This is a genomic window from Candidatus Eisenbacteria bacterium, from assembly GCA_016930695.1.
Lineage (GTDB): Bacteria > Orphanbacterota > Orphanbacteria > Orphanbacterales > Orphanbacteraceae > JAFGGD01.
Window position 1 is genome coordinate 42759 of sequence record JAFGGD010000016.1, and the last position, 23317, is coordinate 66075.

Below are 23317 nucleotides of genomic sequence, written 5' to 3' on the forward strand. Positions count from 1 at the left end.
GAATATCCTAAAGTGTTTCATTCTAGCAAACTAGACAAGGCCCGCCAAGACTTTCGTGGCCCTTTCCGCCGGGTCGGCGCCCGGGGGCAGATCGATCTCGATCAGGAGGCCGCGGCTGGCGTCGAAGCGGAGCGGCTCCGCCGACGAACGGACCAGGGCGCGCACCTTTTCCGGCGGCACCGGCGCCCCTTCGGGGAAGCGGATCCGGATCCGCCGCGGATCGAGCCGGATCGTCTCGGCACCCGCCGCCTCGCCCAGGAGCTTCACCCCGCGCAGGTCGAAGAGGTTCTTCGCCTCCGGCGGCAGCCGTCCGAAGCGGTCCTCCGCCTCGTCCCGGATCCTCTCCACTTCCTCGACGGAGGAGGTCTCGGCGAGACGCCGGTACAGGATGACCTTCAGGTCCGGGTCCCCCACGTAGTCGTCCGGCAGATAGCTGTCGGCGCTCGCCTCCAGGCGCGTTTCGCGGCGGGCCGGGCCCTCTTCGCCGCGCAGCTCCCGCACCGCTTCCTCGAGCAGTTTGCAGTACATCTCGAAACCGACCGACGCGGCGAAACCGTGCTGCTCCGCGCCGAGCAGGTTCCCCGCCCCCCGGATCTCCAAGTCCTTCCTGGCGATCCGGTAGCCGGAGCCGAGATCGGTGTAGGTGGCGATCGCTTCGAGCCGCTTGCGGGCGTCCTCGGTCACCGCCCGCTCCTTCGGCACGAGCAGATAGGTGTAGGCTCTGTGCCGCGACCGTCCCACCCGGCCCCGCAGCTGATAGAGCTGGGCGAGGCCGAAGCGGTCCGCGCGATTGACGAGCATGGTGTTCACGCTCGGAATGTCCAGGCCCGACTCGATGATCATGGTGGAGACGAGCACGTCGATCTTCCGCTCCAGGAAATCGAGCATCACCCCCTCGAGCTGGCGCTCCGCCATCTGCCCGTGGCCGACGCCGATCCGCGCCTCCGGCACGAGGCGCCCCAGGAACGCGGCCATGGCGCCGATGGATCGGACCCGGTTGTGGACGAAATAGACCTGCCCGCCCCGGTCCAACTCCCGCAGGATCGCCGCGCTGATCACGTTCGGGTCGAATTCGATCACCTCGGTGATGATCGGCAGCCGGTCCTTGGGGGGCGTGTCGATGATGGAGATATCCCGGGCGCCGGCGAGGCCCATGTAGAGGGTGCGCGGGATCGGCGTGGCGGTCAGGGTGAGCACGTCCACCGTCTCCCGCAGCCTCTTCAGCTTCTCTTTCTGGGCGACGCCGAAGCGCTGCTCCTCGTCCACCACGATCAGGCCCAGGTCGCGGAAGACGATGTCCTTCTGCAGCAGGCGGTGCGTGCCGATCACCACGTCCACGCTCCCCCGCGCGAGCCCCTCCCGGACCTCCCGCGTCTCGGCGGGGCGGCGGAACCGGGAGAGCGCCTCCACACGCACCGGGAAACCGGCGAAGCGGTCGCTGAAAGTGCGGAGGTGCTGGTGGGCGAGAAGCGTGGTCGGCACGAGCACCGCCACCTGCCTGCCGTCGAGCACCGCCTTGAACGCGGCCCGGACCGCCACTTCCGTCTTGCCGTACCCCACGTCGCCGCAGACCAGCCGGTCCATCGGCCCGGTGGACTCCATGTCCCGTTTCACCTCGCGCACCGCCCGGGCCTGGTGCTCCGTCTCTTCATATAAGAAGGAATCTTCCAGCTCCCGTTGCCAGACTCCGTCCGCCGAGAAGGCGAAACCGGGGCGCGCCCGGCGGGTCGCGTAGAGACGGAGCAGCTCCTTGGCGAGGTGGCGGACGGCGCGCTTCGCCTTCGCCCGCGTCTTTTCCCAGCCCGTGCCGCCGATCCGGTCGACGGAGGGCCGCGCCGCGTCGGCGCCGCTGTACTTTTGCAGCAGGTTCATCTGATCGACGGGGACGTAGAGGCGGTCGCCGCCGGCGTAGGCGAGGACGACGCAGTCCCGCCCGGTCCCCTCCACCTCGATCCTCTCGATCCCCTGGAACCGCCCGATGCCGTGGCCGGCATGGACCACGTAATCCCCCGTCTTCAGGGAGAGGTAGCTATCGATCACCGTGCCGCGGGGGCGGCGGCGATCGAGGCGGCGGCGGCGGAGCCGCCGGAAGATCTCGTGATCGGCGAGGACGACGATCCTCTCGCCGGGAAGGAGGAATCCCCGCCGGAGCCGGCCGAGGCCGACCGCGATCATCCCCTCGAACGGCTCCAGAATCTCGGCGAGACGGTCCGCCTGCCCCTGGTTGTCGCAGAGGATCCAGACGCGGTTCCCCTTGTCCAGAAAACCCCGTAATTCCGACTGGAGGAGATCGGTCCGGCCGAGGAAGGGAGGCGACGGGATGGCGCCGACGGCGACCGCGTCCGCTCCGCCGCCGTGGGAGCCGCGGCGCGCCGAAAGGAGCGGGAAGGAGCGGATTCTCTCTTCGAGGGAGCGCGCGTCCAGGAAGGCGGCGGCCGGCGGCGGGGGAGACTCCGGGCCGGCGTCCTTCCCGAAAAACCGCTCCGCCTCTTCCCACATCTCCAGCGCGGCGCCCATCGCCTCCCTCTCCTCGAGAAGAACCACGCGGGCCTCCGCGGGCAGATAATCGAAGAGGGTTTCCGCGTCCGGAAAGAGGAGGGGAAGCCAACGTTCGATCCCTTCGAAGTGGGCCCCCCGGCCGAGCAGGTCCCCCTCCTCGCCGGGCGGGGCGGCCTCCTGCGCGCGCCGCACGGCCTCGTCGGGGAGGGGGAACTCGCGCTGCGGCGCCAGCTCCACGGCGTCCAGATCCCGGATGGAACGCTGCGATTCCGGGTCGTATTCGCGGATCGAATCGATCTCGTCGCCGAACATCTCGACGCGAAACGGCATGCGGCTCCCGGCCGGGAAGACGTCCAGTATGCCGCCGCGGCGGGCGAACGCCCCCGCGTCTTCGGCGACGGGCGCCCGCGTGAAACCCATCTGAACAAGCCGCTCGCTCAGGCGATCGAGGTCGATCTCGCCGCCTCGGCTGATTTCGACCCGGTACTCTGCGGTCACCCGCCGGGGGGCGACGCGGATCTGGAGCGCCCGGGGGGCGGCGATCACCACGCCGGGGCCGCCGCGGATCAGGTGGGCGAGGGCGCGCTGGCGCATGGCGGTGAGATGCAGGCCGGGGGAATGCTTCTCGTAGGGGAGCAGTTCCCATGAGGGATAAAGGAAAACGCGGTCCTCGCCGAGCATCCCCTCCAGTTCCTCGGCGAAAAGCTCCGCGTCGTCCGGCCGGGGAAGGACGAGGAGCACCGACGCGTCGCTTCCTTCCACCATATCGGCGACGGCGAAGGAGAGGACCGACGCTCCGGCCCCTTCGACGGGCACCACGCGCGCCCCCTCCGCGAATCGGCGCCGGATCTCCCGAAAGGGCCGCGTGTCGTGGAGAATTCCGCGTAGGTCGGTCAGCATCAGTCGTCCCGCGGGATCGGAGCGGAGCGGCGCAGCCCGCGGCCGAGCACCAGCTCCGCCACGGCGACGAAGAAGGCGAGCCAGAGCAGTTCCCGCCGGAGTTCCCGGCCGTACCTCGCCTGAAGGACGGGCCGGTCCGGGCGCTGCTTCTCCGGGATCACCGTGAAGCGGTCCGTGCCGAGACGCTCCTCCCACTCCGACTCCGGAAGGGGGGCGAGGTCCGACTCTTCCGTCTCCGGGTTGACCGCGAAGAGATCGTCGAACCCCTCCGACTCGATCCGATAAAAACCGGGGAGACCGGTACCGTCGAACTCGAGGAGCAGCCTGTCCCCCTCGCTTCTCGGCTGGAGCGCCACCTCCTCCCGCGGGGTGCGGCAGAGGACCTCCTCTCCGAGGACGAGCCCGGTGACGTCCTTCCGGTAAGAGCGGCCCACGGCGAGGCTTCCCATGTGCAGGGCGCCGCCGGAGTAAAGATAGCGGACCGTCTCGTGCACGAGGGGGAGGAAGAAGGGGCGCGTCGGGAGATCGCTCCACTCCGGGTCGGCGCCGACCGCCCAGAGAAAGACGCGGCCCGCCCCGCGCCGCGCCTCCACCAGGAGCGGGTCGCCGTCGGCGATGCGCGCGACCGCCCGGGCGGCGGCGTCCGTTTCGATGCGGAGGTGGCGGTAGATGCGCAGGTCGCGGAGCGCCCGGTCGAGCCCCTGGCGGAACACCGTGAAGAGCGGATGTTCGGCGTCGAAACGATCGACGCCGGCGGGCAGCCCGCCCGGGGAAGAGGCCACCGGCCCGAAACGGACGTTTCCCGCGAGACGGGGGAGGAGGACGCGGTTATAAAAGCCCACGTCGATTCCGTCGCCGGGGACGATCACCACGCCGCCGCCGCCGAGAACGTATTCCTCCAGGGGTGCGACCACCCCCTCGTCCCGCACGGCCGGCCCGGCAAGAAACACGGCGTGAAAACGGTCGAGGCGGATCGAACGGAGTTCACTCGGGTCGGCGGTTTGGACGTGAATCATCCCCCCCTCCCCTTCGGCGCCCTCGTTCCCGTCCGGGTCGAGGGCGTTTCTCAGATAGCGCGTCCCCTCGCCGGAAGGATCGCCGACGAGAAGCACCTCCAGCCGGTCGGGCCGGTGGAATGTGAAGAAGAAGGCGTCGTCTCGAGGAAGGGGATCGTCGTCGAGACGGATTTCCCCCGCGTGCGTCCCGCCGCCCCGGAGAAGGACCGAGAAAAGAACCGACTCGGTTCCTCCCGGCTCGAGGCGGATCGGCGACGTGCCCCGGCGCTCGCCGTCGAGCAGCAGGGTGACGAGCCCCTCGGTCGGTTCTTCGCCGTAATTGATCGCCGTCGCCCGAATTCGCAGGGTCTCGCCGAAACGCCTCGGCTCGTAAAGCTCCGCGCCGGTCACCGCCCGGTTCGGGCGCGCCCCCTCCCCCACCGGGAGAAGAAAGAGCCGGATGCCCGCCTCGGCGATCGCCGCTCCCGCCGCGCCGGCGTCGGCGAATCCGATTCTCTGCATGTCGCTGACGAGATAGATCTCGCGGTTGGCGTTCCTCGATCCCTCCAGCGCGCGCGCCGCTTCCAGAAGAGAGAGGGAAAAATCGGTCCCGCGCGCGCCGAGAACCGCCCGATCGATCTCCGCATCGAGAAGACGGAAGTTATGGGTCGGGCGCTCGAAGCGCGATTCGGGCGAAGAGGAGGCGAGAAGCAGAAGCGCCTCGTCCCCCTCCTGCAGCAGATCGGCCGCGCTCCGGGCCCGTTCCTTGGCACGGTCGAAAAGGGTACGGTCCCCCTCCCCGTACCCCATGCTGTAGCTCGCGTCCAGCACGATGCAGGCGGAAGTGCGCGCCCGCCCGCCGATGCCGGCGGCGGCGCCGCGAAGCGCCGGTCTGGCGAAGGCGAGGGCGAGGAGCGCGATCAGCGCGACCCGGAGAAGGAGGAGCAGGATCTCGCGGAATCGGATCCTGCGGGACTTCTTGATCTGCAGGCGCCGGATGAACTCGAGCGTGCTGAAACGCACCACCCGAGCCCGGGGGCGGTTCAGAAGGTGGATCAACACCGGAATGAGCGCGGCGGCCAACCCGGCCAGAAAGATCGATTGCAGAAAAGTCATTTTCCACCAAAGGGATACGGGAAAACACCGGCCACGGGCCGGCCCGCATTGCACACCGAAATAATCCGCCCGGGTCCGACCGCCGGGGCTCGAACCGGTTCAATCTAACACGACGGAAGGGAAGGGGGAAGACGGGGGGCAAGGAGGGAAGAAACCGGCCGGGATTCACGGAGTGGATTCCGAGAGGGATTACCCGTCCGTCCCTCTCCCCACACCGTGCCCCGGAGGGAGAGCCGGGGGTGGAAGGAAAGGCACCCTCACCCTCTCCCGCCATCCTCTCCGCTTCTTTCCCGGACGGACGGCGTGATCCTTCGAGGAGAAGGGGCGGGACGGGGGCCCCCACCTCTCGAGGTGCGTGAAAAATGGCCGCGCGAGGTCGCACCCTTGTGGGAACTCCGTGGCGATCACGAACCCACCCAGGGGGCGGCACGCCCCGGACTCCGAGAAGGATTACCCGTCCGTTCGGTTTCCACCGCCCTTGATTTTCCCTCTTTCGGTTCGGAGGAGCGGAGGGGAATTCGTCACGACGTTCGCGATTCCGCACGAAACAGATTCGGGGATCGAAATCGGATCCGTACATGAGGCGCGGGAGCGCGGAGCGAGACCGGTTTCGGACAAGCCCGCTCCCGGAGTCGTAGCCCGAGCTACGATGAGGAAGCGGGCGACGGAGAAACCGGATCGCAGCCCGCGATCACGCGTCGCAATAGGATCCGATTTCGATCCCCGAATCAGAAGAGGGGGACGGCCGTTCCCACCCAGATCGCCTCGGCGCCGTGGCGGTTGGATGCGTAGAAATAATGCGGTTGGTCCGATTTGTAGTGGATGCTGTCCCCCGCCTTGAGGCGGTACCGCTCCTCGCCGATGACGACCTCCAGGCTCCCCTTGAGGACGGTGATCGCCTCTTCCCCCGCATGGGAGCGCGGGGTAGGCGGCTTGGCGCCCGGCTCGGCGACGAGATGATAAAAGTGGAGCATCCCGCCCGGAATGCCGTTGGAGAGGCTCTCGAGACGAACGCCGTGCTCCTCGTTGGAGAGGATCGACCGGTCCGGCTTGCAAACCCGGCAGGTTTCCTCGAGCGCGTTCTCCTCGATAAAAAAGCTGGCGGTCTTGTCGAGCGCCCGAGCGAGTTTTTCGAGGGCGCCGACGGTGGGCGAGGTCATCCCCCGCTCGATCTGCGAGGTGTGCGTCATCGAGACGCCGGAGAGAAGCTCGACTTCCTTCAGGGTCAAACCTTTTTCGAGCCGAACGGACTTGATCCTTTTTCCGAGTTCCTCTCTCGACGGCATACCCAGCACCCCCTGCCCGCCGACGTACGCGACGAGCCGGTCACGAGAAGCGGACGATGACCCTTTCGTTGTGCGAACCGAAACGCTCTTCCGTCGCCCTCCTCCGGTCAGCCTTCGGGATCCGCCGAACGCGACGCGATACCCGGAATACGCGCGAAACGTAGCATGTCGACGCAAGGCGTGTCAAGCAAACGCCTCTCTCCGCACCGGCGCGACCGGCGACGGCCGCCGCCGGCCCGGCCGCACAATCCCCTGGCCGCGGAGAATGGCGCCCGCTATATTCTGCCCGTCCGGGAGAGACGTTCGCGAGCGGAGGACTCACTTGAAAAAAACCGGGAACAAGAGAACGCCCGGTCGGCAGGTTCACCGGAAGATCGCCCGCGATCCCCGGGGCGTTTCCCTTTCGTGGACGGGCCGGCGGAACGGGGACGAAGCGGAGGAGACGAGCCGTCCGGTTCTCCGCTTCCGGGAGCGGGAGCGCTACGGCGGGCGCGCCCGCCGACCCAATCTCTTGATCCGCGGGGACAACCTGCCCGTTCTGGACGCGCTCCTGAACCGTTATCGCGGGCGCGTCGACATGGTCTACATCGATCCCCCCTTCGCCACCGGGACGGACTTCCGAGTCCCCGCGCCCTCCGGCGCCGGCCCGCGCTCCGGCGCGCGCGCCTACCGGGACGGCCGTGCCCGCGGCCTCCCCGCCTATCTCACACGGATGGAGGAACGCCTCCTCCGAATTCGGGAGCTGCTCTCTCCGAGGGGCGCCCTTTACGTGCACGTCGACTATCGGGTCGCCGCCCCGCTCCGCCTGATGCTCGACTCGGTTTTCGGCGCCTCTTCCTTCGTCAACGAGATCATTTGGTTCTACAAGACCGGCGGCGCGCCGGACCGCCTCGGCTTCGGCCGCAAGCACGACAACATACTTTTTTACGTAAAGGATCCCGCCCGGGCGACCTGGAACCCGCAAAAAGAAAAATCCTACCTGATGCACCGGTACGGCTTCTCCAACGTGGAGATCCACGACGACGGCGGCGGACGGTTCACCTGGGTGCGTTGCCGGGACGTGTTCGACATTCCCGCCCTCCGGGGGAACCAGCCGGAACGCCTGGACTATCCGACACAGAAACCGGAGGCGCTCCTGGAGAGGATGATCCTCGCCTCGACGAATCCGGGCGACCTGGTGGCGGATCTCTTCTGCGGATCCGGAACGACGGCGGCGACGGCGGAGCGCCTCGGCCGCCGCTGGATCGCCTGCGACCGGAGCCCCGCCGCGATTCGGGTGACGCGGAAACGCCTCCTCGCCGCGGACCGGGTCCCCCCCTTCCGCCTGCTCGACCTGGACGGGGCGGACCGCGCCCTCTGGACGCTGGAGCGTTTCGGCGCGAACGGCTCCTCGCCGGAAGAAGCGAACCGCGACTACCGGCGCTTCCTCCTCGAGCGGTACGGCGCCGAGCCGGCGGAGAACGCCGACCCCTTCCACGGCCGGACGGGGAACGCGGTGGTTCGTGTCTTCGGCCCCGAGGAGCGGCCCGGCCCCGAGGCGATTCGGCGCGCGGCCCGCGCCCGCGGAAAGGGGGGAGCGCACCTCCTCGCATGGGAGTTCCTCCCGGGATCGGCGGAGGAGGCGGAGCGTCTCTCCGCCGCGGGCCCGCCCGTGCTCCTCGTCCCGATTCCCACCGATCTGATGGACGAACAGGAGGAGAACGGCGGCGCGACCTCTTTTCCGCCGCTGCCGTCGCTTCGCGCCTCCCTCCGCCGCGCGCCGGGGCGGGCGCGGACGATCCGCCTGGACGGTTACGATCCGGGCGCGGAGGAGGGATCGGACGCGCGGGAATGTTCCTGGACGGACGGAATCGATCAGTGGGCCGTCGATTGGGATTGGGACGGGGAGACCTTCGCGCCCGGATGGACGGCGGAGAGGACCGGCCGCTCCCGGGCCTTGCCTCTGGAGAGCGCCCCCCACATCTACAACGGACCGGGCCGGCGCCGAGTGTTGGTGCGCGCGGTGGACACGGCCGGCCGCGAGGCCTACCGCCTGCTCTTTCCCCGCGTTCGCTGACCCCGGAACCCCGCCCCGCTAACCGAGCCGCGCCCGCTTCGCCAGATAGGCATAGAGCGCCGTGTCGTAGGGCGTGGTGGTCTCGATGAAGTTGTAGTCGATGCGATGCTCGCCGCACTCGCGCCGGTAGCGGTCCCGCCAGCGCTCCACCTCCCGGGCGTACTCCCTCTGAATCCGCCAGGGCTGGGCGAGCAGGCGGTCCTCTCTCTCCATGTCCTCGAAACGCGCCTCGCGGGTAAAGTCGAAGCGGACCTCTTTCGGATCGAGGATGTGGAAGACCACCACCTCGTGCTTCTTGTGGCGGAAGTAGCGGAGCGCCGTCAGCACCTGGTCCGGGTCGTCCATCAGGTCCGAGAGGAGAATCACCAGGCCGCGGCGGCGGATCCGTTCGGTCAGGCGGCGGAGCGCGCCCGCCGTGTTCGTCTCCTCCGACGGCGACGCCCCTTCCAGCTCCCGCAGGATCCGGTGCAGGTGGACGCCGGAGGCGCGGGGCGCCAGAAAGCGGCGCACCTCCTTGTCGAAGAGGACCAGACCCACCGAGTCGCGCTGGCGGAGCATCAAATAGGAGAGGGCCGCGGCGAGCTGCGCGGCATAGACGAACTTGGTGACCGCCCCGGAGCCGTAGCCCATGGAGCCGCTCGCGTCGAGGAGCAGATAAGCGCGGAGATTGGTTTCTTCCTCGTACTCCTTGACGTAAAACTTGTCCGACTTGGCGTAGACCTTCCAGTCCACGTGGCGGAGGGGATCGCCCGGCATGTACTGGCGGTGCTCGGCGAACTCGACGCTGAAGCCGCGGTAGGGGCTCTTGTGGAGGCCCGCGACGAAGCCCTCCACCACCAGCCGCGCCTTGATGTCCATGCGCGAGAGCCGCGCCGCCACCTCCGGATCGAGGAAGCGCCGGCTCTCGCGGTCCGTCTTCATCGCTCGTCCCGCGGGACCGCTTCGATCAGGCGGCGCACGATGTCGAGCGCCTCCACTCCCTCCGCTTCGGCGGTGAAGTTGGTCACGATCCGATGCCGGAGCACGGCGGGGGCCACCTCGATCACGTCCTCCACGGAAGGAGCGTACCGTCCGTCCAGCACGGCGCGCGTCTTGGCGCCGAGAAGGAGGTACTGGGAGGCGCGCGGTCCGGCGCCCCAACTCACCCAATCGCGCACGAAATCGGGCGATCCCGGAAGGACGGGGCGGGTCGCCCGGGCGAGCCGCACCGCGTAGCGGACCGTGTGGGAGGGGGCGGGCACGCGGCGCACCAGCCGCTGCAGGTCGTTGATCTCGGCGGCGGAGAGCACACGCTTGAGGTCCGCCTCATAGGCGCTGGTGGTCGTCTCGGCGATGGTCCGCTCCTCGTCCTCCTTAGGGTAGTCGACCCAAAGGTTGAACATGAAACGATCGAGCTGCGCCTCGGGAAGCGGATAGGTCCCCTCCTGCTCGATCGGGTTCTGCGTGGCGAGCACGAAGAAGGGGGGCTCCAAGTCGTAGGTCCGCCCGCCGGCAGTGACCTCGTGCTCCTGCATCGCCTGGAGGAGCGCCGCCTGCGTCTTCGGCGGCGTTCGGTTGATCTCGTCGGCGAGAACGATGTTGGCGAAGACCGGGCCGCGGATGAAGGTGAAGCTTCTCCGGTTCGTCCCCCGGTCCTCTTCGAGAATGTCCGTGCCGGTGATGTCGCTCGGCATCAGGTCCGGCGTAAACTGAATCCGGTTGAATTCGAGGTCGAGCACCTTCGCGAGCGTACTGATGAGAAGCGTCTTGGCGAGACCGGGCACGCCGACGAGCAGGCAGTGCCCGTCCGCCAGGAGGCAGGTGAGGAGGCCGTCCACCACCGTCTGCTGCCCCACGATCACCTTCCGCACCTCGGCCAGGATCTTCTCCCGCGCCTCCTTCAGCCGTTCCACAGCCTGCAGGTCCGCGTCCAACGTCATCTCCTTATGTCGAAGGGGAGCCTTGCCGCCGCTCACACCCGGCCGGTCCGGCCGGGGTTCCCGAGAATAACAACGGTCCCCGCGCCCGTCAACGAAGCCTCGGCGACCGGTTTTCGCGCTAGAATGGGCGGGCGGCGAAAAAGGAGCCTCCCGTGATCGACGAGAGAAACATCGACGGCGTGCTTTCCGCGCTCCGCCGGGACCGGCCGAACTGGAAGGACCCGGTGCACGGAGACGGAACGGAGCGGCGGCGGGAGCGCGATCCCTTCCGGACGCTGATCGGGTGCGTCCTCTCCCTCCGCACCAAGGACGAGACCACCGAGGGCGCGGCGGAGAGGCTCTTCGCGATCGCGCCTTCGCCGGAGGCGATGGTCCGCCTTCGGACGGCGGCGATCGAAAAGGCGATCTACCCGGTCGGCTTCTACCGGAACAAGGCGCGGACGGTGCGTGAGATCGCGCGGATCCTGATCGAACGACACGGCGGCCGGGTCCCGGATCGGATGAAGGAGCTCCTCGCCCTCCCCGGCGTGGGACGAAAAACGGCGAATCTGGTTCTCATCCGCGCCCATGACAAGGCGGGGATCTGCGTGGACGTCCACGTTCATCGGATCGTGAACCGCTGGGGCTACGTCGCGACCCGCTCCCCCGACGAGACGGAGGCGGCGCTCCGGGCGAAGCTCCCCCGCCGCCACTGGAAAACACTGAACGGTCTATTGATCGTCTTCGGCCGGCAGGTCTGCAAACCGGTCTCCCCCTTCTGCTCCCTCTGCGTCGTGGAGGCGCTCTGCCCGCGGATCGGCGTCACGCGCTCCCGCTGAAAAAGGACTCCGCGGTCCGCGGGCCGAACCCGCGGCGGAAAGCGCGCGCGCGATCCGGGCTAGTAAAGCGTCCTGTGATAGAGAAAGAGCGTCTCGCCGGGGCGGAGGGTCCATTCGCCCAGACCGACGGTTTCGATCTTGCGCCCGTCGGGGGCGTAGATGTCGGCGGAGAGCGGGAAGGGGAGATCGGGCGGCACGAGAACGCGGGCGATCCGGAATTGCGCCGGCAGCGTTTCCCAGCTCCGGAGGTCCGCCTGCTCGTTGGCGCTGTTCACCAGGTTCAGAAGGAAGCCGAGAATCTCGTTCTTCTGCTTCACCTGCTCCGACGCGACCGTCTTCGCCGCCACGCGGGCGATCTCCTTGGCGACCACGCGGCCGTAGCGGTCCCGGAGATCCTTGACGGCGATGGAGGAGACGTCCTCCACAAGCTCGTCCCCGGCGGCGCGCTCCCCCGCGCGGAGCACGCTCCGGCCGACCTCGGGGGGGATCACCCGATACTTGGGGAAGGCGATGGAGAGAACGGTGGGGGCGCCGTCCTCCTCGCCCGCGACGGCGTCGAAGCGCGCCTGCTCCTTCACCGGCGCCTGGCCCGTCTCGAGGACGAAAACCACCTCGGCCATCGCGCGCCTCTCCGGCCAGGGGACCCACTTCACGTCCGGCCAACGCTCCCGGAAGGCGTCCACCAGATGGCCCATCTCCTGCGCCTCGGCGAGCCGGAGAAGGGACGCCTGAAGAGACGGCGGGTAGGGGGTTCCGTATTTTCGTCCGTAGCCGACGAAGGCGGAATCGGCCAGCCGGTAGTCGACGAGCGCGTCGTTCCGGTTCCCCTGAGACTCGTAGATGATTCCCGAGAGATAGCGCGCGAAGGCGTCGTCGTTGTAGACGCTCTCTCCTCCGTGCCGTTCGTTGATCTCCACCAGCCGGTTGTTGAGGGCGCGGCACTCCACAAGCGCCGCGTCGGGATCGTTCAGGGCGAGATAGTTGAGCGCCTTGAAGGGATGGACCAGGACCTTCTCGAAGTCCTCTCCTTTATAAGCGATGCGATAATCATTGACGAGAAAAGAGGACGCCTGATCGGAAACGTCGGTGACGTCCAGCTCGAAGATGTAGTCCTCGGCCCTCGCGAAGGAACGGTTGGAGTCCTCCGGCCTGCCCGAGGTGTGGGCGATCACCCCCCGGTCGAGGGCGTAGAGGAGACGGTTTTTATCGTCCGTCGAGTCGGCGAGCGCCGCCGCCGCCCCCTCCATGTCGCCGTTGTAAAAAAGGGTGTAGCCGGCGCGCCGCTTCTGGAGGCCCGAGACGCCGCAACCGGCGAGCAGGAGCGGCGCGAGAAGCGCGAGGAGGACGGCGGACCGGGCCCGAAAAAGGCGCGGACCCGGCCGCCGTGCGAAAAGTCGCGGGGATTCGGAGATCAGAATTTGGTCCCCCGCGCTTCGAAGTGCTTCACCATTTCCACGTCGTCGGTCCATTCGATGATCGCGCTTTCGAGGTTAGTCAGTTCCAGCGTCGTCTTGTAGGTGACGATTCGTTTCTTGTCCAGCGTCGACTGAATCGAGGCGATGGCGCCGGTGAGGATATACATCGCCCCCTCCTGCCGGCCGGTCCGCACCGCACGCGAGGGATCGACCACGCCGGAGTGCTGGTACTTGTATTCCTCGAGAATCGAGTCGCGGGATTCCTTGTTCAAGAAGCGGACCCTCTGCGATTTGACCAGTCTCGTCCGGATCAGGTCGGTGAGGGATTCCACGTCGATGTGCTCCGCGGTGGCGTTCTTCACGTCGTCCACGATCACCACCGGCCGCTCTCCCTGGTTGAGCGCGGTGAACTCGGCGATCCAGGGAGCGTTCAGCATCGACTCCACCAGCTCGTCCGCCACCTTCTGGTTGTCCACGTGGGACCACTTGGTGTTGTACTGCAGGTCGGTGGTCGGATCGAGACGCTCCATCTCGATCGACTTGCCGCATCCGGTCAGCGCGATCCCGAGGATCAGCGCCGCCGCGATCGTCCCCATGACTCCTCTCATCTTCGCCTCCTCCGTGCATCGAAACGACCACATTCCCTGTGTCGATCGGTCACGTCGCCCGCCGGGGGCGCTGGGTGTCCTTACCGTAACTCTATGTGTTCCATATGGTTTCAAGGTGGCGGCCCAAGCAGGCCGTCCCCTCTCCCCCTCCTGATCCTCTCTCTTGCAAGAAGGAGTCCCGGCCGCCCCGCCGCTTCTCAATCGCCGGTGGAATCGGCGGGGGGGCGGCAGCGGAAGAGAACCGCCTCCGAGGAGACCAGCTTTTTGCCGAGAGCGCCCCGCGCGGTGATCCTGTAGAAAAAGGTTTCTCCCCCCCGCACGCGCTCCTCCAACTCCGCCGGGAAGAGGATCGACTCCCGGTCGGCGGGTCCTTTCCACAATAACTGTTGCCGGGCGTCCATGATTTCCACGCCATAGGAGCGCGCCCCGCGGACCGGATTCCAGAGGATCTCCTCGGGCGGCCGGTCGAGCACTCCCACCGGTCCCCGGGGGACCAAAATGCCGTCGGTCCCCCTCTCGTCGGAGGGGGCGGGCGCGAAAACGACGAAAACCGCCACGCCCGCGATCACCAAGAAAGCCAGAACGCCGAGCAGAATCCAACGGTTGATCAACGCGAGTCCTCCTTCTTTCCTTCCGCCCGGATTGTATGAAGAATGAAGACGGCGATCCAGGGTGTTCTGCCGGCGGACGGGAGAAGGATGCCGCGGCGGTGCCCGCGCGGGCCGGAGGAGGGCGGGCGCAACGCCGCGCCGGAGAAGGCGTTCCGGCGCGCGGGAGGGGCCGGTTTGTCCGAGCCGGGGACCGGTTCTATCTTTTATGGGAACCGCGCATCCCCCCGCCGGTGAAAACAGACGAACAAGAGGGGCGAGCCCCTTCCCTCGAAAAATCACAAACGGTACGGAAAGGAGAGATGAAATGAACAGCAACGGACGGAGGAGGAGGGCCGGATTGTACGTCGCGGCGCTCGTCCTGGCGGCGGCTCTGGGCGCCGCCTTCGGGAGCGGCGCGTTCGGGCTCCGAGACGCCGTCGTGACGCCGGCCGGCGCGATGGAGCCGGCGGATCGCGAGGCGGTCGAGGCGGCCAAGAACATGAGCCGAGCCTTCACGGCGGTGGCGCGGGAGGTTGTCCCCTCGGTGGTCACCGTCACCAGCAGCCGCGTGATCCGGCCCGCCCAATCCCTCGGGCCGAACGGCGGCGACATGGAGCAGTTCTTCCGGTTCTTCGGCCAACCCCGTTCCCCCTGGGGCGGGGAAGAAGAGATGGTGCAGCGCGGCCTCGGCTCCGGCGTGATCGCCACGGAGGACGGCTACATCATCACCAACAACCACGTCGTGGCGGACGCCCGTGACATCGCGGTCCTTCTCTCCAATGGAGAAGAGTACGAGGCGGAGGTGATCGGCGCGGATCCCAAGACGGACGTGGCGGTGATCCGCATCGACGCGAAAGGGCTGCCGGCGGCGCGCTTCGGCGACTCGGACGCCCTCGAAGTGGGCGAGTGGGTGATCGCCGTGGGCTCCCCCTTCAGCCAGTCGCTGAACCACACCGTCACCACGGGGATCGTCTCGGCGAAGAGCCGGACCGCCGTCGGCCTGGCGGACTACGAGGATTTCATTCAGACCGACGCGGCGATCAACCCGGGGAACTCCGGCGGCGCGCTGGTGAACCTGGACGGCGAGGTGGTCGGAATCAACACCGCCATCGCCTCGCGCTCCGGCGGCTCCCAGGGGGTCGGTTTCGCCATTCCCATCAACATGGCGCGCCGGATCCAGAGTTCCCTCATCGAGACGGGAACGGTCACGCGCGGCTGGATCGGGATCGGCATCCAGGGAGTGACCAAGGAGATCCAGGAGGCGCTCGACCTTCCGGACCGGGACGGCGTTCTCGTCTCGAACATCATGGAGAAGAGCCCCGCCGAGGAGGCCGGCCTCGAACGGCAGGACGTGATCGTCCGGCTGAACGGCCGCAAGGTGGACGGGATGCGCACATTCCGGAACGAGATCGCCTCCACGCCCCCCGGCACGAACGTGGATCTGGGCGTCCTCCGCGACGGGAAGGAACGCACCCTCAGCCTCGAACTGGGGCGGATGCCGGGAGATGACGAGTCCCCCCGCGTCGCCTCGGAGAAGAGCGAGGAACGGCTCGGCCTCGAGGTGCGGCCGATCACGCAGGAACTGCGCCGTAGTTTCGAGTTGGATCGGGGCGACGGCGTGGTGGTCGTGAACGTGCGGCGCGGCTCGGCGGCGGCGCGGAACGGCATACGGGAGGGGGACGTGATCCTGGAGGTCAACCGGGAGGAGATCGAGACCGTGGCCGATTACGGCCGGGCGCTCGACGGTCTGGAAACGGGCGACGTGGCGCTTCTCCTCGTGGAGAGACAGGGAAACACGTTCTACGTCGCGGTGCGGCTCCCGGAGTAGAGGCGCGGGCGAGAGGAACAGACGACGAAAACGAACGGGCGGGGGAAACGGGATCCCCCGCCCGCGTCTTTTGAATCGCTTTCGCGCCGGACCGGCTAGATCTCCACGTTGATGGTGGCGATCAGCTTGAAGTCCTCGTACTTGACCAAGGTGTTCTGATCGGTCACGCCGTAGAGATAGATCTCGCCGTCCTTGATCGCCTCGTCGATGTCGTCGAAGTTCTCGATGTAATCCTGGGACATCTCGAAGGTGATGTTCCGGAACTCGCCCGGATCGATCGGGTCGCTCACGTAGAAGATGCGCGGGATCTTCGCCGCCAGTATGTCGTCCCGGTCGGTCGGCAGAGGGGTGATCGGGCTCAAGGAGAGATACCCCTCGCCGCGGGCTGCGATGTTCCCCCCGTTGGTGATCTTCACGACGAAGCCGAACGCCTCGAGCGATTTGATCTTGTCCTTGTGGTCGGCGTAGTCGTCGTTCTCGTTCAGGTCGACGGACAGGTAGTACACCTGCGAGGCGGCGGCGCCGCTGTCGTCGTCGAACTCCTGCACGATGGTGATCTGGCCGCTCACCAGGAGGCAGCCGGCGAAAAGTCCCGCCGCGACGAGCGCGGCGAGGGCGATACGAACATTCTTATTCATCATCCGACCCTCCTCCCCTCTCATAACCCGAAGTAGAAATCGGCGCCCGCGTAGATGCCGACGCTCTTCCGCGAGCCGCCGCCGTCCAGGGTGATCACGTGCAGGCGGGCGCTCACGTCGATGTCGAACTTGGGCGACGCTTTGTACACGAAACCGGCGCCCGCGTTGAATCCGAAACGGCTCTCGTCTTCCAGGTAGGGCGCGTCCGGACTCAGGGAGTACATGCCGATCCCCCCGGTGCCGTAGAAGCCGACGCCCGGCTCGGTTTTGTAGGAGCCGCCCAGGTTGGCGTTCAGCGCGAAGGCCTGGATCGAGCCGCCGGATTGGGTGAAGGCCCCCACCTCGTCGTCCTCGTTCTCTTTGTCTCCGACGCTGATGAAGGTGATCGACGGCTCCAAGACCACCACCGGGATTCCGTCGATCTTCGCCTTCAGCCCGAAGAGGGCTCCGTGATCCGAGTCGTCCTGAATGATGGTGAAGTTGTACCCGCCGTACGCCCCGATGGCGACGCCGGCCCACGCCGGCGCGGCGAGCGCGGGCAGGAGCAGCATGGCGAGCGCCAAAGCCCGGTATCCTCTCATTCGTCCCCCCTTTTCTGGCCGAAGCCCGCGGACGGCCGAGCCTACATGTTCTTGTAGGCAGGCCCCCCGCCCCCTTCGGGCGTGGTCCACTCGATGTTCTCGTACGGATCCATGATATCGCATGTCTTGCAATGAACACAGTTCGAGAAATTGATCCGGATCCCCTTGAAGACGCCGTCCTCCTCGATCGCCTCGTACACCTCGGCGGGGCAGAAGCGGGTGCAGGGAGCGCCGTACTTCTCCATGCACTCGCGCACGCACAGCTCCGGATCGAGGATCTTGAGATGCGCCGGCTGGTCCTCGGCGTGCTCGGTGCCGGACCGATAGACGTCGGTCGGCTTATCGAAGAGATACGCGTTGTCCGGCGGCGGCGGCGATGGCGGCTCGGGGCGCGCGCCGTAGTAATCGCGCACCGACTTCATCCGGGTGTGGCCGGGGCTCGCGCCCATCCGGTGCTTGATCCCCCGCCCGCCGGTCGCCATCTGCAGCCCGGCGTGAATCATCCCCATCCAGAGGCCGTGGTCGAAACCTTGGTGGAAGTTGCGCGAGCGGCGCAGTTCCTCGCGGATCCAGCTCGACCGGATCGCGCGATCGAAGGCGGCGAGCGACTCGGCGCCCGTGTCGTTCTTGAGGAGCGCCCCCAGGATCGTCTCGGCGGCGAGCATCCCCGATTTCATCGCCGTGTGGATCCCCTTGAGGCGGATCGGGTTGAGGAACGACGCGCTGTCGCCCGCGAGGAGGGCGCCGTTCATGGAGAGGCGCGGTATCGACCAGTAGCCGCCGAGCGGCATCGTCTTGGCGCCGTACCCTTCCATCTCCCCCCCCTCCAGAATGGAACGGACGAGGGGGTGGGTCTTCCACGCCTGAAAGGCGTCGTGGGGATCGAGGTAAGGATCGTGGTAGTCGAGGCCGACGACGAGGCCGGCGCTCACGCGCCCCTCCCCCATCCCGTAGATCCAGCCGCCGCCGTAGGTGTCCTTGTTCAGAGGGAAGCCGAGTGTGTGGATCACGCGGCCGGGGGTGATGCGACCGTCGGGGACCTTCCACACCTCTTTGACGCCGGCGCCGTAAACCTGCGGGTTGCGTCCCTCGACCAGTTCGGGGCGCTCGCGGAAGAGTTTTTTGGCGAGGCTGCCGCGCGGCCCTTCGGCGAAGACGGTCACCTTGGCGCGGAAGTCCGCTCCGGGCTGGAAGTTGGGCTTTTCCTTCCCCTCCTTGTCCCGCCCCTTGTCGGCGGTGCGGACGCCCGCGACGCGACCCTCCTCGAGGATCGGCTCGGCGCCGGGAAAAGTGGGGAAGATCTCCACCCCCTCCTCTTCGGCGATCCCCGCGAGCCAGGCGTTGAAGCGGCCGAGGCTGATGACGTAGTTGCCGTGGTTGCGCATCGCCGGCGGGAGGAAGGGGGCGCGGATCTTGCCCGAGTGGGTGAGGAAGAAGAGGTCGTCCCCTTCGACCATCGCTTCGAGGGGACATCCGCGCTCCAGATAGTCGGGGAGGAGCTGTTTGAGGGCGCGCGGGTCGAGGACCGCGCCGGAGAGGCCGTGGCTGTGCGCCTCCTTCCCCTTCTCGATGACGGCGATGAAGGGCTCCTCGATCGAGGGCCCGCCCGATTCGGCGGCCGCCTCGTTCCGGGCGCGGATGAGATGGGCGAGGTGGATCGCGCCGGCGAGGGACGCCGGACCGGCGCCGACGAACAGCACGTCCACATCCAGGACTTCCCTCTCCACCGGCATGCCCGCCTCCTCCTCTCGCGGTTCCATCGAAAAGCGGCTCGTCCCTTCCGGCGGCCGCCCTCGCGACGACACACGATACCGACAGAAGGGCTTGCGGCGCAACAGAAAAGGGGACGCGGAAGCGCGCGCGGGCTTGGGGAGCCTTCTTCATTTTCAGGACCGGCGGGGGGCGCCGGACGGTATTCGCTTCCTGTTCCTTATTCCACTCCGCCCATGCGCCGTATCCAAGCCCGGAAGAAGCGATCGATGATCGTGAATGAGCCGTTCTCTCTATCGATGATATCCCTCTCCAAGAGACCCTCGGCGGCTCGCTGCGCGTTGGAGGCCGATCGGAGGCGATAGCGCCCGATGAAATCCGCGCTGAAGGGGCGGACCCCCGGAGGTTCCGTTGCGAGTCCCGTGGTGAAGCGTCTCTGATTCTGCGCGAAAGATTCCCAAAGGGCCGTGTAGGCGTAGCTCTCTCGATCGAGGAGAAGATCGAAGGCTTTGTCGATGAGGGACCGATCGACGCGGCCGCCCGGTTCGCAGAGTTCCCAAACGGCGTGGCAGAGGTGCTGCGTGTAGAAAGGATGTCCCCCGGTGAGGCCGCAGATGATCCGTATTTGCTCGGCGCCTATTCCCTTGTCCGATCGCTTGAATCGGTTCCTGACGAAAGGAATCCAATGTTCCTCGGAAATCGGGCCGAGAGGGTAATGCCCGCCTGAACGGAAGAGAGGCCGGCTTTGATCGAGAAACATACGTTGGATCATGTGCTTGCGGCTGCCGAGAAAGAAATAGGCGACATGGGTGTGTTCTTGAATGACGCTTCGCAGAGTACGCTCGACCATGTCGCCGCCGTATTCGAGGACGCGCTGGAATTCATCGAAGACGACGACCACCCTCTTTTTCCTGCGCCGCGCGATCTCTTCCGGCGCCGCGAGAACATCTCGGAGTCCGCTCGCCTTGATCGAGGATCCCCTTACGCCGAAGGAGAGCTGGGGCGCTCCCTGCGGATCGAGGGACACGGATGGAGCGAGGCCTCCGAAGAAACGCTTGGCTGTTTCCAGCAGACGGTCCGCGCTGGAAGCCAAACCGCCGGAGATGGAGCCCGCCATGGCCGCTGCGAAGGATTCCTCGCTCTCCGTCGGCCAGAGATCGACGTAGGCGCCGATATATTTTTTCGCGTCCAGGTTGTGCAACATCCGCAGGGCGAGAGAGGTCTTGCCAAAACGGCGCTCCCCGTACAGAAAGACGCGGTCGCCGTTCTCCGCCGCCCGGACCAGGTCCTCCAGCTCCCTCTTGCGGTTGCAGAAGGACTCCCGGCCGACCACCCCTCCGTATCGAAATGGATTCGCCATAATTACGCACCTCGCGTTACGCATCATGCGTAATTTCAAACAGACTGTCAAGCCCGTTCTTGTCGGGAGACGCGGGATTCGGTGACGATACCGGCGCAGATCGCGGTGTACGTATCGGGAGCTTGGGAGGTTCATCCGTTTCGTCTGCGGAGATTCCGGCGCCGAGAGCGCGCGCCGTCAGCGCCCGGAGAAGCGGAAGGCGAGGATCTTCATCGCGAGCTTGGCGGCGAGGATGTCGCAGCCGGGAGGATGGGGGGAGGGAATGAACTCCACCACGTCGGCGCCGATCCAGCGCGCCTCGGGCGCTCCGGCGAGGGCGCGGAAGATCGCCATCCCCTGCCGCCAGGTGAGGCCGTCCGGCTGCGGGGTGCCGGTGCTCGGGATCACCGAGGGATCGAAACCGTCCACGTCGAAAGTGAGATAAACCGGCCCGCGCAGGGCGCGGACGCCAGCGAGCGCCTCCTCCCAGCGGCCTTCCAGCTCATACGCGTAAAAGGTCTTCACGCCGTCGTCCGAATCGGCGATGTCGTACTCCTCCCGGGCGAGGCTCCTCACGCCGATCTGGAGGATGCGGCAACCCTTCTCGCGGAGGCGGCGCATCACCGTCCCGTGGGACCAGGTCCGGCCGTCCAGCTCGTTGATCAGGTCGGCGTGCGCGTCGATCTGCACGATCGTGAGGTCCGAAGGACCGACGCGCGCTCCGGCCGCGGCGCCGAGGGCCGCGCCGTAGGTGACCGTGTGTTCGCCGCCCAGCGAAAGAACGAACCGCCCGCCGAAGCCGGCGACGCGCTCGCGCGCGCGCTCCAGATAGTCGGTGAGCCCCTCTGCCGCCGCCGGCGCGAGAGAGGGGGCGGTGTGGATCCGCGGAGGCCCCTCCTCGAAATCGACGCGCGTCTCCTCGTCGTACAGCTCCACCTGGAAACTCGCGTCCAGCATCGCCGCGGGGCCCCCTTCGGTCCCCTTGCCGTAGGTGACGGTCCTCTCCAAGGGGAGAGGGAGAACCACCGCGTCCGCCTTCTCGAGGGGGACGGAGGGGAGTCCGAGAAAACCGTCGGCGGCGGGCGCGGAATCGAAACTCATGGTTCGACGAGCCCCTTCTCCTCCAGGAGGGCGCGTATCAGGATCGGCCAGGCGATGGTGGCGTCCGATCGCACCTCGGCGTGCATCCCCCCCTCCTCTCGGGAGAAGAACTTCCCCCAGGAGACCCCTTCCGAATAGGTGCAGCCCGAGAGGCCGCCCCAGTGGACCGGCTCCGGACAGATCCTGAGGGCGTAGCGGTAGCGCGGGACGGGGATCTCCGTTCCGAGTCGGTGGTTGATGATGTCGACGAAGGGGCCGACCTGCTGCGCCCAGTTGCGCGGCACGCCGCCGCCGATGGTGAAGATGCCGATCCTTTTCGCCTTCAGGATCCGGCGGGCGAAATCGTAGAGGTCGAGGAAGGGGTTGAACGCGGGCGGGTCGGCGAAGAAGGCGTCGGGGTCGCCGGCGCGCTCCGCCGCTCCGGAGAGGCCGAGCGCGAAGGTGGCCGTGTCGAGGCCCAGTTCGGAATCGGTGAAGGCGGGAACGTAAACCGGGACGTCCTGCCGGCATGCCCACCCCAGAACGCTCGGCATCATCTCTTCGTCCAGGAGACGGCGGCCGAGGGCGCGGGTGATCCCGTGGCTCGACACCGCCCCTTTCCACTCGAGCGACTCGAAGGTCTCCCGGGCGAAGCGCTCCACCTCGTTCAGGTTCGCCTCCATCTCGAGGGTGTCGTAAACCCGGTTGTAGCCCCAGCGGAAGAGCTGCTCGTCGGGGATCGCGGGGTCGTGTTTGTAATGCACTCCCCGAGAGGCTTCGGAGAGGCCGTGGGCCATGATCGCGCCGGTGCTCACGATCATCTGGGCGAAGCCGTGCTCGATCATGTCGCAGAGCACGAGCCCCATTTTCGCGACCGTCATCGCGCCGGAGAGAGTGACCACCACGGCGCAGTCCGGGTCGTCGACCATCGCCTTCAGAACGGCGTAGGCCTCGCCCAGCTCGCGGCCGCCGAATGCGGTCTTCGCCATCCCGTCCAGAAGGCGGGGCAATCCGCCCCCGCGGCGGACCGACAACGGCTCGAGCGGCCGGAGGCCGTCCTTCTTGCCGTCATGAAACTCCCTCGCCATCGTCGCCTCCCTTCTCGCATAAAAAGAAGCGCCGGCCGGGCGCCTCCCGGCCGGCGTTCGTCTGACCCGTCCGGGGCCGTGCGATCCGGTGTTCAGCCTTCTCCGACCGAAAGGACGGAATGCGTAGGTACGTCGTCTTCCACGGAGACGAAACGGTCGAGCATGCTCTCCCGGAAACGTCCTTCGGGAAGGAAACGTCGGATCTCCTCGACGATTGCCAGAGACTTTCGGCGTGCGTGCTCTCCGCAGACGAACACGTCCACCGCCAAGAGACCTTTGTCGGCGTAGGAGTGTACGGCCACGTGGCTCTCGTCGAGCATGACGAATGCGGTGCATCCGTCGGGGGAACCGTGACCGAACCGGTAACGAACCGAGTTGATCACGGTGCAGCCCGCCCTCTCCGAAGCCGCGACGAGGAGCTTGACCAGCCCGGCGTCATCGACACAGGTGGATCGGGGGACTCCAGCCACGTCCAGAAGAACGTGGTAACCCGGAGATACGTGTTTCGCCAATCTCTTCCCTCCACCCCGGCTTGTTTGCTTCCGGGGTCTACCTCAACCGCAAAAGTTTAATGCACGACGGGATGGACTTCCACCAAGAATCGGGGGGAGGGGTAAAAAAACGAGAACCGGGCCCAGGGGAGGGCGGCGCACGCAAAGCACGTGAACGCTTGAAATCGCAACCGGTTACGGATTCGGGTCGCGCCGGGCAGGCCGGACGCGGGGTGAGTTCCCCCGATCCAAAGGACGCGCCGGGGGCGTTCACCGACCCGCGGGGGACGGACGGATCCGTCGCGAGCCACCCTCTCTTAATGATCCGACCCGCGGCCACGGGCGAATTCGTTTTCGAGA

At 67.1% G+C, this 23317-nt stretch carries 18 protein-coding genes; 3 read left to right on the forward strand and 15 right to left on the reverse strand.

Features of this window, described 5'->3' with window-relative positions; all coding sequences use genetic code 11:
• Positions 1–30: 30 nt before the first annotated feature.
• From mfd to JW958_02735, 3 genes are all read right to left on the reverse strand, one after another.
• Positions 31–3399 carry a transcription-repair coupling factor gene (gene mfd, locus JW958_02725; protein MBN1825152.1) on the reverse strand — a complete coding sequence of 1123 codons (3369 nt, stop codon included), beginning with the start codon at positions 3397–3399 and terminating at the stop codon, positions 31–33.
• Entirely contained in the window at positions 3399–5510 is a 2112-nt protein-coding gene (locus tag JW958_02730; protein ID MBN1825153.1) for a BatA domain-containing protein, read from the reverse strand. The genes mfd and JW958_02730 overlap by 1 nt, the downstream gene beginning before the upstream one ends.
• Positions 5511–6238: 728 nt before the next feature.
• Positions 6239–6796, reverse strand: coding sequence for a cupin domain-containing protein (locus JW958_02735; GenBank protein ID MBN1825154.1), 558 nt, complete (start codon positions 6794–6796; stop codon positions 6239–6241).
• 322 nt (positions 6797–7118) lie between these two features.
• Here JW958_02735 and JW958_02740 point away from each other — a divergent pair, with 322 nt between their 5' ends.
• On the forward strand, positions 7119–8852 hold the full coding sequence (locus JW958_02740) for a site-specific DNA-methyltransferase (protein MBN1825155.1): 1734 nt from the start codon (positions 7119–7121) through the stop codon (positions 8850–8852).
• Positions 8853–8870: 18 nt separating this feature from the next.
• On the opposite strand, the gene JW958_02745 is transcribed toward JW958_02740, so the two are convergent.
• Together JW958_02745 and JW958_02750 are read right to left on the reverse strand one after the other, a co-directional pair.
• Positions 8871–9773, reverse strand: a complete 903-nt coding sequence (locus tag JW958_02745) for a DUF58 domain-containing protein (GenBank protein MBN1825156.1) — start codon at positions 9771–9773, stop codon at positions 8871–8873.
• The gene (locus JW958_02750; protein MBN1825157.1) at positions 9770–10771 is read right to left on the reverse strand and encodes an AAA family ATPase; all 1002 of its coding nucleotides are present in this window, start codon (positions 10769–10771) and stop codon (positions 9770–9772) included. The genes JW958_02745 and JW958_02750 overlap by 4 nt, the downstream gene beginning before the upstream one ends.
• Positions 10772–10926: 155 nt before the next feature.
• Here JW958_02750 and JW958_02755 point away from each other — a divergent pair, with 155 nt between their 5' ends.
• The gene (locus tag JW958_02755) at positions 10927–11589 is read left to right on the forward strand and encodes an endonuclease III (GenBank protein MBN1825158.1); all 663 of its coding nucleotides are present in this window, start codon (positions 10927–10929) and stop codon (positions 11587–11589) included.
• Between the two features lie 59 nt (positions 11590–11648).
• Here JW958_02755 and JW958_02760 read toward each other — a convergent pair whose 3' ends face one another.
• From JW958_02760 to JW958_02770, 3 genes are all read right to left on the reverse strand, one after another.
• On the reverse strand, positions 11649–13058 hold the full coding sequence (locus JW958_02760; GenBank protein ID MBN1825159.1) for a hypothetical protein: 1410 nt from the start codon (positions 13056–13058) through the stop codon (positions 11649–11651).
• Positions 13001–13612, reverse strand: coding sequence for a penicillin-binding protein activator LpoB (gene lpoB / locus JW958_02765; protein ID MBN1825160.1), 612 nt, complete (start codon positions 13610–13612; stop codon positions 13001–13003). The genes JW958_02760 and lpoB overlap by 58 nt, the downstream gene beginning before the upstream one ends.
• Positions 13613–13809: 197 nt before the next feature.
• The gene (locus JW958_02770) at positions 13810–14223 is read right to left on the reverse strand and encodes a hypothetical protein (GenBank protein MBN1825161.1); all 414 of its coding nucleotides are present in this window, start codon (positions 14221–14223) and stop codon (positions 13810–13812) included.
• 304 nt (positions 14224–14527) lie between these two features.
• On the opposite strand from JW958_02770, the gene JW958_02775 reads away from it, so the two are divergent.
• Positions 14528–16030, forward strand: a complete 1503-nt coding sequence (locus JW958_02775) for a Do family serine endopeptidase (GenBank protein ID MBN1825162.1) — start codon at positions 14528–14530, stop codon at positions 16028–16030.
• A gap of 95 nt (positions 16031–16125) precedes the next feature.
• Here the strand turns inward: JW958_02775 and JW958_02780 are convergent, their stop codons facing one another.
• The 7 genes from JW958_02780 to JW958_02810 form a co-directional block, all read right to left on the reverse strand.
• Positions 16126–16671: a hypothetical protein gene (locus tag JW958_02780; protein MBN1825163.1), complete on the reverse strand. Its 546-nt coding sequence runs from the start codon at positions 16669–16671 to the stop codon at positions 16126–16128.
• Between the two features lie 17 nt (positions 16672–16688).
• On the reverse strand, positions 16689–17249 hold the full coding sequence (locus tag JW958_02785; protein MBN1825164.1) for an outer membrane beta-barrel protein: 561 nt from the start codon (positions 17247–17249) through the stop codon (positions 16689–16691).
• A 41-nt stretch (positions 17250–17290) separates the two neighbouring features.
• Entirely contained in the window at positions 17291–18982 is a 1692-nt protein-coding gene (locus JW958_02790) for an electron transfer flavoprotein-ubiquinone oxidoreductase (GenBank protein MBN1825165.1), read from the reverse strand.
• A gap of 197 nt (positions 18983–19179) precedes the next feature.
• The gene (locus JW958_02795; protein MBN1825166.1) at positions 19180–20319 is read right to left on the reverse strand and encodes an ATP-binding protein; all 1140 of its coding nucleotides are present in this window, start codon (positions 20317–20319) and stop codon (positions 19180–19182) included.
• A 177-nt stretch (positions 20320–20496) separates the two neighbouring features.
• Positions 20497–21399 carry an agmatinase gene (gene speB / locus JW958_02800; protein MBN1825167.1) on the reverse strand — a complete coding sequence of 301 codons (903 nt, stop codon included), beginning with the start codon at positions 21397–21399 and terminating at the stop codon, positions 20497–20499.
• On the reverse strand, positions 21396–22466 hold the full coding sequence (locus JW958_02805) for a deoxyhypusine synthase family protein (protein ID MBN1825168.1): 1071 nt from the start codon (positions 22464–22466) through the stop codon (positions 21396–21398). The genes speB and JW958_02805 overlap by 4 nt, the downstream gene beginning before the upstream one ends.
• 92 nt (positions 22467–22558) lie before the next feature.
• Positions 22559–22978 carry an S-adenosylmethionine decarboxylase gene (locus tag JW958_02810; protein MBN1825169.1) on the reverse strand — a complete coding sequence of 140 codons (420 nt, stop codon included), beginning with the start codon at positions 22976–22978 and terminating at the stop codon, positions 22559–22561.
• Positions 22979–23317: the final 339 nt, after the last annotated feature.

Coding starts and splice junctions, on each gene's coding strand:
- mfd (MBN1825152.1), bottom strand. CDS start 3,399: ATGCTGACCGACCTACGCGGAATTCTCCACGACACGCGGCCCTTTCGG.
- JW958_02730 (MBN1825153.1), bottom strand. CDS start 5,510: ATGACTTTTCTGCAATCGATCTTTCTGGCCGGGTTGGCCGCCGCGCTC.
- JW958_02735 (MBN1825154.1), bottom strand. CDS start 6,796: ATGCCGTCGAGAGAGGAACTCGGAAAAAGGATCAAGTCCGTTCGGCTC.
- JW958_02745 (MBN1825156.1), bottom strand. CDS start 9,773: ATGAAGACGGACCGCGAGAGCCGGCGCTTCCTCGATCCGGAGGTGGCG.
- JW958_02750 (MBN1825157.1), bottom strand. CDS start 10,771: ATGACGTTGGACGCGGACCTGCAGGCTGTGGAACGGCTGAAGGAGGCG.
- JW958_02760 (MBN1825159.1), bottom strand. CDS start 13,058: ATGGACCGACGACGTGGAAATGGTGAAGCACTTCGAAGCGCGGGGGAC.
- lpoB (MBN1825160.1), bottom strand. CDS start 13,612: ATGAGAGGAGTCATGGGGACGATCGCGGCGGCGCTGATCCTCGGGATC.
- JW958_02775 (MBN1825162.1), top strand. CDS start 14,528: ATGAACAGCAACGGACGGAGGAGGAGGGCCGGATTGTACGTCGCGGCG.
- JW958_02780 (MBN1825163.1), bottom strand. CDS start 16,671: ATGATGAATAAGAATGTTCGTATCGCCCTCGCCGCGCTCGTCGCGGCG.
- JW958_02785 (MBN1825164.1), bottom strand. CDS start 17,249: ATGAGAGGATACCGGGCTTTGGCGCTCGCCATGCTGCTCCTGCCCGCG.
- JW958_02790 (MBN1825165.1), bottom strand. CDS start 18,982: ATGCCGGTGGAGAGGGAAGTCCTGGATGTGGACGTGCTGTTCGTCGGC.
- JW958_02795 (MBN1825166.1), bottom strand. CDS start 20,319: ATGGCGAATCCATTTCGATACGGAGGGGTGGTCGGCCGGGAGTCCTTC.
- speB (MBN1825167.1), bottom strand. CDS start 21,399: ATGAGTTTCGATTCCGCGCCCGCCGCCGACGGTTTTCTCGGACTCCCC.
- JW958_02805 (MBN1825168.1), bottom strand. CDS start 22,466: ATGGCGAGGGAGTTTCATGACGGCAAGAAGGACGGCCTCCGGCCGCTC.